This is a genomic window from Nocardioides sp. CPCC 206348 (assembly GCF_048654705.1).
Taxonomy (GTDB): Bacteria; Actinomycetota; Actinomycetes; order Propionibacteriales; family Nocardioidaceae; genus Nocardioides.
In genome coordinates, this window is the sequence record NZ_JBMCZA010000065.1 from 375 (window position 1) to 1,425 (window position 1,051).

The 1,051-nt window shown below is 68.2% G+C and carries 1 protein-coding gene; it reads left to right on the plus strand.

The genetic code is table 11. The features are described 5' to 3' along the window. Nucleotides 1–988: hypothetical protein (locus tag ACOADB_RS02380; protein ID WP_378596308.1), on the plus strand; the 988-nt coding region annotated here is incomplete at its 5' end. Between the last annotated feature and the right edge of the window lie 63 nt (nt 989–1,051).

The following is a 1,051-nucleotide window of genomic DNA, read 5'->3' on the forward strand; positions in this document are numbered from 1 at the left end:
CGTCGCGGGCTGCAACGACCAGGACCGGTCTGGCGGACCCGGAGGGGAATCGCGGCACGAACCGACCAGTCCCAGCGCCGCGACCTCGGACGCTGCTGTCGACGAGCAGGCGATGCACGCCCCGGTCGACACGTGTGCGCTGCTCTCCGCCGACGACCAGGTCGAGGTGATCGGCGCCGAGAAGGTGACGGGTGTCGGTGCGGAGATGGATCCCACAGACGCACGACTGGCCCGCTGTGTCGTCGCCGGCAACGACGGCGTCGCACTCATCTACTACGGCTTCAGCCAGGTTCCCGGCCGGAAGTTCGCCGCTGACCTTCGTAGTGCGGCCGAGTTCCGGGGAAAGCTGATACCCCTCGCTGGTGTGGGCGACGAGGCGCTCTACGTGCGCGGCTCGAAGTACGGCTTCGACGCGTGGGCACGCGAGGGTGACTATGCGGTGTTCGTCGGCTCGGGGTGGTTCCAGGGCTCTCCGGCAACCGTCCAGGAGCTCCTCACCAGGTTGCTCGACCAGGCGACTCCGGGAATGCACGAGCATCCGATCCAGGTTCCGCGCGCCTGCCCGTCGCCGCGCTCGAAGATGGTCACGGCGGCGGTCGGCGAGGTGAAGTACGCCACCGGGCATGACAACGACGAGGCCGGGCTCCTCTGCACGTACGCCGGAAAGCGGGTGCGGGTGTCACTGGCCGCTGGGCGCAGCACCCGGAAGGAGGTGGCCGACAGCTACGACCGGTTGAAGGCAGCCCCGAAGTTCGGCGACGACGAGTCGGTGGAGTTCAGGATCGTGCCCGATGCACTGACCGTCCTCGAACCGTCCGTGTACGGACCGTGGGCCAATACCTATGCGTCCAAGCCGCCGGCATTGATCCGGGTCTCGATGAATGAGTCGATCGACTCGACGGGCGGGCGGGACATCAGGTTCTCCCAGGCAGACTTCCGCCGCGTCAACGAGGCATGGGTGCGCAACCGGCTCGCCGCGTTGCGCTAGGTGCGTTCGAGGGTGACGCGCAGGAGGGGGCCACGCCGGCGTCAGCGGTACTCGGGGTTCTCG